The organism is Streptomyces sp. NPDC046197 (genome assembly GCF_040646295.1).
Classification (GTDB): domain Bacteria; phylum Actinomycetota; class Actinomycetes; order Streptomycetales; family Streptomycetaceae; genus Streptomyces.
Map to the genome: position 1 here is coordinate 140,666 of NZ_JBEYZY010000021.1, position 8,602 is coordinate 149,267.

General features: G+C 70.7%; 10 protein-coding genes. 5 read left to right on the plus strand and 5 right to left on the minus strand.

Annotation, left to right across the window (positions count from 1 at the left end; all coding sequences use genetic code 11):
- Positions 1-37: 37 nt before the first annotated feature.
- The 4 genes from AB0A61_RS27195 to AB0A61_RS27210 are packed head-to-tail and all read left to right on the plus strand — an operon-like array spanning position 38 to position 4,225.
- Positions 38-1,021 (plus strand): GNAT family N-acetyltransferase, encoded by a 984-nt coding sequence (locus AB0A61_RS27195; protein WP_361297429.1) that lies wholly within the window; start codon positions 38-40, stop codon positions 1,019-1,021.
- Positions 1,018-2,394, plus strand: coding sequence for an ABC transporter substrate-binding protein (locus AB0A61_RS27200; RefSeq protein ID WP_361297432.1), 1,377 nt, complete (start codon positions 1,018-1,020; stop codon positions 2,392-2,394). Before AB0A61_RS27195 ends, AB0A61_RS27200 begins: the two co-directional genes overlap by 4 nt.
- On the plus strand, positions 2,388-3,359 hold the full coding sequence (locus AB0A61_RS27205; protein WP_361297435.1) for a sugar ABC transporter permease: 972 nt from the start codon (positions 2,388-2,390) through the stop codon (positions 3,357-3,359). The genes AB0A61_RS27200 and AB0A61_RS27205 overlap by 7 nt, the downstream gene beginning before the upstream one ends.
- Positions 3,356-4,225 (plus strand): carbohydrate ABC transporter permease, encoded by an 870-nt coding sequence (locus AB0A61_RS27210; protein WP_361297438.1) that lies wholly within the window; start codon positions 3,356-3,358, stop codon positions 4,223-4,225. The genes AB0A61_RS27205 and AB0A61_RS27210 overlap by 4 nt, the downstream gene beginning before the upstream one ends.
- Positions 4,226-4,405: 180 nt before the next feature.
- Here AB0A61_RS27210 and AB0A61_RS27215 read toward each other — a convergent pair whose 3' ends face one another.
- On the minus strand, positions 4,406-5,569 hold the full coding sequence (locus AB0A61_RS27215) for an alpha/beta fold hydrolase (RefSeq protein ID WP_361297441.1): 1,164 nt from the start codon (positions 5,567-5,569) through the stop codon (positions 4,406-4,408).
- A 682-nt stretch (positions 5,570-6,251) separates the two neighbouring features.
- Positions 6,252-6,785, minus strand: a complete 534-nt coding sequence (locus AB0A61_RS27220) for a putative immunity protein (RefSeq protein ID WP_361297444.1) — start codon at positions 6,783-6,785, stop codon at positions 6,252-6,254.
- Between the two features lie 94 nt (positions 6,786-6,879).
- On the opposite strand from AB0A61_RS27220, the gene AB0A61_RS27225 reads away from it, so the two are divergent.
- Positions 6,880-7,098, plus strand: coding sequence for a hypothetical protein (locus AB0A61_RS27225; protein WP_361297447.1), 219 nt, complete (start codon positions 6,880-6,882; stop codon positions 7,096-7,098).
- A gap of 10 nt (positions 7,099-7,108) precedes the next feature.
- Here the strand turns inward: AB0A61_RS27225 and AB0A61_RS27230 are convergent, their stop codons facing one another.
- The 3 genes from AB0A61_RS27230 to AB0A61_RS27240 all read right to left on the minus strand — a co-directional run bounded on the left by AB0A61_RS27230 (position 7,109) and on the right by AB0A61_RS27240 (position 8,365).
- Positions 7,109-7,279 carry a hypothetical protein gene (locus tag AB0A61_RS27230; RefSeq protein WP_361297450.1) on the minus strand — a complete coding sequence of 57 codons (171 nt, stop codon included), beginning with the start codon at positions 7,277-7,279 and terminating at the stop codon, positions 7,109-7,111.
- A 427-nt stretch (positions 7,280-7,706) separates the two neighbouring features.
- Complete coding sequence (locus AB0A61_RS27235) at positions 7,707-7,928, minus strand: hypothetical protein (protein WP_361297453.1); 222 nt, start codon at positions 7,926-7,928, stop codon at positions 7,707-7,709.
- Positions 7,929-8,074: 146 nt separating this feature from the next.
- A complete protein-coding gene (locus tag AB0A61_RS27240; RefSeq protein WP_361297455.1) occupies positions 8,075-8,365 on the minus strand; it encodes a hypothetical protein in 291 nt (96 codons plus the stop codon).
- Positions 8,366-8,602: the final 237 nt, after the last annotated feature.

Here is an 8,602-nt window from a genome sequence, read left to right on the forward strand (position 1 = left end):
GCGACCTGCGCCTGCGCACGGAAGGACAACCCCGTCGATGACCGATCGTACGACGACGACATCCCGGGCCGGGATTCGTGGCTTTCGCGCGGGCGACGGCCCGCAGTTGGTGGAGGCCTGGCGCCGGAGCGCGCCGGCCGACCCCATCACCCCGGACCGTTTCCGCTGTCTGGTGCTGCTCGACGCCAACTTCGACCCGGAGGGGCTTCGGGTAGCCGTCGACGGTGACCGTGTCGTCGGCGCCGCCTACGCCGTACGCCGTCTGACGCCGATGACCGGCACCGACCTGGAGCCGGAGCAGGGCTGGATCCCGTTCTTCTTCGTCGACCCGGCCGCCCGCGGGCGCGGCCTCGGCCGCCGGCTGCTGACCGACGCCCTCGACTGGCTGCACGGCCGCGGCCGCACCCGGGTGGACTTCTCCTCGTACACCCCCAACTACGTCTTCCCCGGCCTGGATGCCGAGGCGTACCCGGAGGCAGCCGGGCTCCTTGAGTCGCTCGGCTTTCGCACCCTGTACGAGGCGGCGGCGATGGACCGCCGCCTGGTCGGCTACCGCCTCCCGGGGAACGTCGCGCGCCGCTTGGACGAACTGACGGCGCGGGGCTACCGGTTCGCCACCCCGTCCGACGACGACCTGGTGGACCTTTTCGCGCTCGCCGGGAACCATTTCGGCCCGGACTGGGCCCGCACGATCCGGGACTGTCTGGCCGCGGGCACACCGCTCGACCGGATCGTCGTCGTCCGGGACCCCTCGGGCCGCATGGCCGGCTGGGCGATGCACGGCGCGTTCGAGTCGGTGGACGAGCGGTTCGGCCCGATCGGTGTGCTGGAGGAGATGCGCGGCACCGGACTCGGCGAGGTCCTCCTCCACCTTGTCCTGGAACGGATGCGGGCCCGTCGTGCGCACTCCGCGTGGTTCCTGTGGACCGGCGAGCAGTCCCCGGCGGGCCACCTCTACCGCAAGGCCGGTTTCACCACGACCCGGGTGTTCCGCGTGATGCGCCGGGAGACCGCCCGGTGACGCCGTCACGCCGCGCCGACGGCCCGAGCGACCGTCAGTCGGCCCCCCACACCGGCGGCCTGAGCCGCCGTCACTTCGCACTCGGGCTTCCCTCGGCGCTGCTCGCCACCGGATGCGCCGCGCCGCACCAGGGCACCGGGCGGCCCGGGGATCCGATCGTCCTCACCCTGCTCTCCCACTACTCGAGCGGGGAGCTCAGGGAGGCCCTGCAGGGCCCGGTCGACGAGTGGAACGCCACGCACGACCGGGTCAAGGTGCGAACGAAGGCCGTCGAGTTCACGGACCTGCTGACCACGTTCATGGTCCGGCAGGCCGCGGGCCAGGGCGCCGACATCCTCCACCCGTACTGCCTGTGGAACGGCCAGCTCGTCCGGGCCGGCGTCCTGCGGCCCGCCCCGTCCGAGCACGCCGAGGAGATCAGACGCGGCTACCGCGAGGCTGCGGTCGGCGCCGCGTCGGTGGGAGGCAGGGTCTACGGCTATCCCACCGAGGTGCAGACGTACGCCCTTTACTACAACAAGCGGCTGCTGCGCGAGGCCGGCATCGGCCGCCCTCCCCGCACCTGGCGGGAGCTGGAGGAGACCGCCTACCGCACCGCCAGGCGGGACCGGTACGGCAACACGCTGGTCCAGGGGTTCGGGCTGTCGGCCTACGACGACTCCACCACCGTCGGCCAGACGCTCGCCCTGCTCTATGCCGCCGGCGGAGCGTTCGTCTCCGCGGACGGCAGGAGCACCGCCATCGACTCACCGGCCGGCCGGGCCGTGTTCGATCTGGAACACCGTCTCGTCGTCAAAGGTGCGAGCGCCCCCGGCGTCAACGTCTACCGGGCCTTCCCGTCCGGGCAGGTGGCCATGGTGGTCAGCGCGGGCTGGTGGACCGCGAACCTCAAGGCCCTGATGGGCAGGGACTACCGCGATGTCGGCGTCGCGCCACTGCCCGTCCCCGTGGCGGGCGGCAAGCGCGCCACGCTCTCCACCGGCTTCATGCTGGGCGTCAACACGGCCAGTGAGCACCCGCGCGAGGCCTGGGAGTTCCTGCGCTGGCTCAACACCGAGAAGGTGAGCGTGAAGAACGCCGGAAAGGGTGCGGCAGCGACCCGGATGAGCTCCCTGCAGGTGTCGGTCGGCTCCCTGACCGGCCGCGCCGACGACATGCGGACGCTTCTGGGCGACGGCGGCGATCCGAACCTGCGCCCGTTCCTGGACGCGCTGGCCTACGCGGTGCCGGAGCCCAACGTGCCGGGCGCGCAGCAGGCCAAGTCGCTGCTGCGCAAGAACATCGAGGCGTTGTGGACCGGTCAGCAGTCGGCCGACGAAGCACTGCGTACCACCCGCCGTCAGGTCGATCAGGAGGTGTCGCGCTCGTGGTGAACACCCTGGCCCCGGAGACGAGCGAGCGGGCGCCCGGTCCGCGGTCCGCCGGGCCCGCCGTCGAGGGCCGCGGCCGGACCGGGAACCGGACCCGGCGCCGCCAGGCCTTCGTGGCGTATCTCTTCCTGGCGCCGACGTTGCTGTTCTTCGCGGTCTTCCTGGTTCTGCCGCTCGGCTTCGCGCTGCTGCTGTCGATGTCCCGCTGGGCCGGGTTCGACCTCGGCGACATCGATCCGGTCGGCCTGGACAACTTCACCGGCCTGTTCGCGGACGGATCGACGTTCCTGGCGCCGATCCTCACCAACACGCTGCTGTTCGCGCTGGGCACCGTGGCCCTCGCGCTCGCCGGCTCCGTGCTCGTCGCCACCTGCATCGACAACCTGCGGTTCCAGGGGCTGTGGCGCACCCTGTACTTCCTGCCGATCGTCACGACCGTCGTCGCCGTCGGCAACGTATGGAAGTACATGTACGAGCCGGGCGGGCTGCTCAACGGCGTCCTCAACGCCCTCGGACTCGGCTCGGTGGCGTTCCTGGAGGACCCGGACACCGCGCTGCCCTCGGTCGTGGTCGTGCAGGCCTGGGCCTCGGTCGGCACGGCGATCCTCGTCCTGACCGCCGGGCTGAAGTCCATTCCCCAGTCGTACTACGAGGCCGCCGCGCTCGACGGCGCCGGGCCCGTCACCGTCTTTTGGAAGATCACGCTGCCGCTGCTGCGGCCGTCCCTGCTGTTCGTGTGCATCACCCAGTTCCTCACCGGTCTGCAGTCGTTCGCGCTGATCATCGTGATGACCAGGGGCGGGCCGGGCGACGCGACCAACGTGGCCGCGCTGGAGATGTACCGGCAGGCCTTCAGTCACGGCGACTGGGGCACTGCGAGCGCCGCCGCCTTCGTGCTGTTCGTGGTGGTCCTGATGGTCACCCTGGTGCAGTTGTGGATCTTCCGGCGCAAGGGGGAGGACACATGATCCGCCGCCGTTTCCCGTGGCTGTCGTATCTGCTGGTCGTGTCCGGCGCGGTGCTCACGGTCGTGCCGTTCCTCGACATGGTGATGACGTCCTTCAAGGGGCCCGGCGAGTCCGGCACGCTGCCGTACCGGTTCCTGCCCAAGGCGTTCGACCTGTCCAACTACCGGGCGGCGATCGACCAGCTCGATCTGCCGGTGCTGTTCCGCAACAGCGTCGTCGCCACCGCCGTGATCACCGGATCGGTGCTGCTCACGTCGTCACTCGCCGGCTACGCGCTGGCCAAACTCCGCTTCCCCGGCCGGAACTTCGTCTTCCGTCTCGTGCTGTCGACGATGATGTTCCCCCCGTTCCTCTTCTTCATCCCGCACTTCCTGATCCTGGTGCACTGGCCGCTGGCGGGCGGCAACGACCTGTTCGGGCGCGGCGGCGCGGGGCTGACCGTCAGCATCGTGGCGCTCGCCATGCCGTTCCTCGTCAACGGCTTCGGCATCTTCCTGATGCGCCAGTTCATGGTCTCGATCCCTGACGAGGTCCTCGAGGCCGCGCGTATCGACGGGGCCGGGGAGTTCGCCGTGTGGTGGCGGATCGTGGTGCCGCAGACCAAGCCGGTCATGGTGACCCTCGGGCTGCTGACCTTCGTCGACGCCTGGAACGAGTACATCTGGGCGCTGCTCGTCTCGACCGCCAACCCGGACGTGATGACCCTGCCCGTCGGCATCCAGCTCCTTCAGGACTACGTCGACCCGACCCGCACGATGCCCATCGTCATGGCCGGACTCGTCCTGAGCATCCTGCCGGTCCTGACCCTCTTTCTGCTGCTGCAGAAGTACTACATCCGCGGCGTCATGCTCAGCGGCCTCAAGTAGCGGGCGAAACGGCTGTCACGGTGTGATGTGGTGCCGCCAGATGCGCCGGGAACCTTCCAGCGGGTGGGGGGCGTCGGCGGGCGGCGTGTCCCGCACACCGGCCTGGACGTCATCGGCCCCTGCTTGCGCGCGCTCGGACACTGGCGGAGCAGCGATGCGGCACGCCGCCCCGCTTTCTCGTCAGTGCCGCCCCAGCAGGAAGTCGAACACCGCCTGGCGGCCCTTGTCGCCGGCTGCCCTGTTCTGTACCGAGTGGGCGGCGCCCGGCACCACGACGACCCGTGCTCGCGGCGTCAGCTTCTTCTGGTCGTACAGCCATTCCAGTGGCGTCGACAGGTCCCGGTCCCCGCCGAGCAGCAGGACCGGCACGCCCGGAAGCCTGCGGTGCTCGGACGGCAGGGGCGGCGCGGGTGTGCGCGGCCAGTCGAGGCAGGCGAGCAGCGAGCCGAGGCCGGTCGCCGTGGCCGCGTCGAAGGGACCGTAGTCAGCGGGTGTGAGCTGCGCCCCCGCCTTTTCCAGCGCCTCCCGGCGCCCGGCCACCGGCGCGTTCGACCGGCCCCAGGGATAGCGGCCGTCCAGGCACAGCGTGGAGGCGTGCAGACCCTGACTCAGCTCCTCCGCGGTCGCCGCGCTTCCCTGCCGCACACTCGTGATCAGGCTCCGCAGTGGTCCGGGGTCGCCGTTCGCCGCCTTGTGCAGGGCGTCGATCACCGCAGCGTAGTCGGGGTCCACGAACTCCCAGGTCGTCAGTGCGTCCAGCACGTCGACGCCGTTGTCGTACCTCTTGACCACCTCGGCCAGATCCGCCGCCGGGTCCGTGCGGCATCCGGTGGCCCTGCAGGCTGCCGTCAGGACGCGCGGCGCCGCGCGCAGAGCGGCGCGGTCCATCGGGTCGTAACCGGTCTGCGGCACCACCGAGTCCAGCACCAGCCGCGCCACGTGCTGCGGGTGGGCCAGCGCGTACCGTTCGGCCGTGTACGTGCCGTACGAGACACCGTCGAGGGTCATTTTCCCAACGCCCAGCGCCCGCCGCAGCGTCTCCAGGTCGGCGACCGTGTCACCCGTGCTGTAGAAGCGGCGGTCGGGACCGATGGCCGCGGCGCAGTCCGTCACCGCCTTGGCGCTGGGCGGAGTGAGGTCGGACGACCCCATCTCTTCCTGGAGCTTCGGGCACTTGAGCGCGTTCGCACCGGTGCCGCGCTGGTCGATCATCACAAGGCGGTAGTCCTTGAGCACCGGCGCCAGTTTCTGGCTCAGCCGTGCCACGAACGGTACGCCTGGCTGTCCGGGACCGCCCGTGAGAAAGACCAGTACGCCCTTGGCCGCCCTCACATTGTCCGCCATCGCGACCTTCAGTCCCAGTCGGCCCGGCACCCCACCACCGTGATCGAGTGGAACGGTCAACGTGGCGCAGGTGAAGCCCCCGAGGCCGGGGCACGCCGCGGCTCCGGAGAGTCCTCCGCTCCGGCCGGCCGGCGCCGCGGCTGTCCGGTCCTGCGCCGCGGAGCTGCACGTCCCCGACATCGTCAGCGCGCCGGCGGCCGCGAGCGCGACCGCCCCCAGCGCCGCGGGTCTCCGCGTCCCCCGCGCGTTCCGGTCCTGCCCCCTTCCCCGCATCGCGAGCATTCCCCGCATCGCGGGCATTCCCCAGACTCGCCGCCTTCCCCGCATTCTTCATGTCCTCCGCATCCGGTGTCCGCCGCAAACCGTGCCAGGGACAAGGCTGCACCAGCGAGCCTGCTGAGGCGAGCTTCGTGCCGCGATTCGCGCACACCCGAGGGGACATGACGCAGCGCCAGGACGAGCCGGGTTCGAACTCACCGTGGAGGTAAGCGTATTGATCCTTCCCCCCTGTACACGCCCACCTGCAAGAGGGTGCCGCCACGCTGCTCCATTGGGGCGTGCCCTCGGGGTCGGACGCCGATCCGTGGGCCGCGGGTACCCGACGCGTGCTGTACGACGTCTTCGGATCTTCCATGAACCCCGCCGGCGGATCCTTCTGCGGGCCTCCGGTGTCCGATCGCCCTCAAGCGCGCAGAGCGGCGTCGAGATCGCGAATGAACTCCCCCACACGCCCGCCTCCGGGAGGTGCGGCGGGCAGACGGCCGAGCACCGCGGTGACCGCTGCTGGTGCGTGATGACGCGCCCATTCAAGGGTGCCCGCGGTGACGCGCCGGTCTTCTCCGGCGGCCAGCTCTTCCGCTCGTGCCGCATGCGCTGCCGCGCCGAGAATGTGTTTCACCTGATGAGCGCTTGCCTTGGGATGAAGGAACGCTGCGGCGGCTGCGTGGCTTGCCGCTCTTGCCGCGTCGACCGCAGCGGGTGGGACGGCCTCGCGTGCCGCTCTGTACGCCGCCCACCCGCTCTGCCGCAGAGCGCCCGTGCGCCGGCCGCCCTTGGCGAAGGCGTAGGCCGCATCTATGGCGTCGCGGGGGCGCGTGTCAGCGGGAAGACTCTGTTCGAAGAGCGACAGCGTCCTGCACGCGCAGTCGGCCGCGTAGCCCGCGATCTGTCGGAGTTCGTGTTCGCTCAGCTCAATTTCGTGTGATTCGGTTGGCACGGCTCAATCCTGCCCCAGACCGCCCGTCGGCGGATCTCCCCCTATCAGCCGTCTTCCAGGTGCGCGGAGTCGACTCGCGGGCGAGGCTTGGCGCATGGCTGAGCAGCGTGTGATCGTGTCTGCGCCGCTTCCGAACGGCGGCCGACAGGTGCTCGTGGGAGACGAGGTCCTCGGTACCGCGTACTCGCTCCATGAGCTGACCGTGTACCTGCAACGCGCCGGCCTGGAGGACGTGGACGAGCTGGACGTGGCCATGTCGCCGCTGATCGAGTGGCACGGTGGCGGGCCTGAGGTGTGGCCGGCGGTGGAGTGACCCAAGTGACCTAATGGACGATGCGCACGACTGCCCCGTCCTGGGGGTCTCCGTACTTCGAGATCAGCTGCTCGTCGCTCATCCGGTCGACTTCTTCGTTTCGCTCGATGGGGAAGATCACGTGGGCGTCCCGATCGGTCCAGTACTCGACGACGCGGTGGGTGGCGGTGGCCCGGCTCATGCTGTGCTCCCTTGTGGCTCGTGTGGTTCAGGGTGCTTTTGTGCACGACGAGATTCAAGAGGAAAAGGGGCTTCCGTTTCGACTTCCGGAAGCGTAGGTTCCGGATACCTCGCGATGGCGCCTTTCGAGGCGTCGGCCCGCCGGTCCCGGGGCGGCGGGCCACGCGGGGGCCAAATTGCCTGTTCAGGTCCTTGTCTCGCCGGTGCGGCACAAACAGCCCGGGCGCGAACACCTTCGCATGCAAGATCGTCGGGGACTGTCGGCGGCGAAGGCCATAGCGCCGGGCCGCCGCCGTGCGCCGGCCCGCGTGAGCGGCGGCGGCCACCACCCGCCAGGGCCCTGCCGCGCCCGGCTGTCGGCGATCGCGGCCAGCGTTTCCGGATGGTGCGGCCCGAGGACTGTGCACAGGGCGGCGAGCGCCTCCCCTTCAGGAGCCGCGGCCATGCTTCCCCTCCGTCGTGGTGTCCCGCGCATCGACCAGAAGGATGCCCGGTCTGCCCGGCGGCCAGTCGTCGCCGAGTTGCCTGACGACCGGCGGCCAGTCGTCGCCGAGTTGCCTGACGAGTGGAGGCCGGTCCGCGGAGGGGCGGGGGCCGACCGCCGGTGCGCTTCTCGGTGTGGTGCGGGTCTTACGAGAGCCTGACGTCATGGGTGGCTCCCATCGGCTCCGGCCGCCTCGCGTGTCACCCTGCTGGTGCCCGAATCAGCCGGGCACCACCGTGGTGTTGGAGAGCGGCCGCCGCGGAGGGGGCGCCCCGGCATTGCGCCGGGGCGCTCTGCGTATGCGCGCGTGGTTCAGGCGGGGCGGAACCGCAGCGCCGACCAGACCTCGTCGATGGCGATCTGCCGGACCGGCTGGACGCCACGTTCGGCGAGGGCTTCGCGGAGGCTGTCGCGGTTGAGGTCGGTACCGAGCTTGCCGCCCTTCGGGTACGCGATCCAGACCAGCTTGTCGCGTCGGGCGCCCTCGACGGCGGCGACCGCGAGGGTGTCCAGGTCTGCCCTGGTACGGACGAACACCACGATCACGTCCGCTTCCTCCGGCGTTCCGGCCGGCGTCACGCCGTCCGCCGCGATCGAAGGCACGTCATCCGTCCCGGCCAGGACTGCCATGCTCTGGCCTGGTTTCATCTGCAATTTCGCGCTGAGCTCCACGGAGCAAGTATGGCGTGGGCCGGTACGGCACGCTCTCGGTCCTGGGGGGCTTCACGCGGAGCTCAGCTGCCTGGCCGCATTCCTGACGGTCCTTCACCGACCCGCGCCCGACACGGCGGGGGGGGGGGGGCGGGGGGCGCCGCCGCCCCCCCCCCGCCCCCCCCCCCC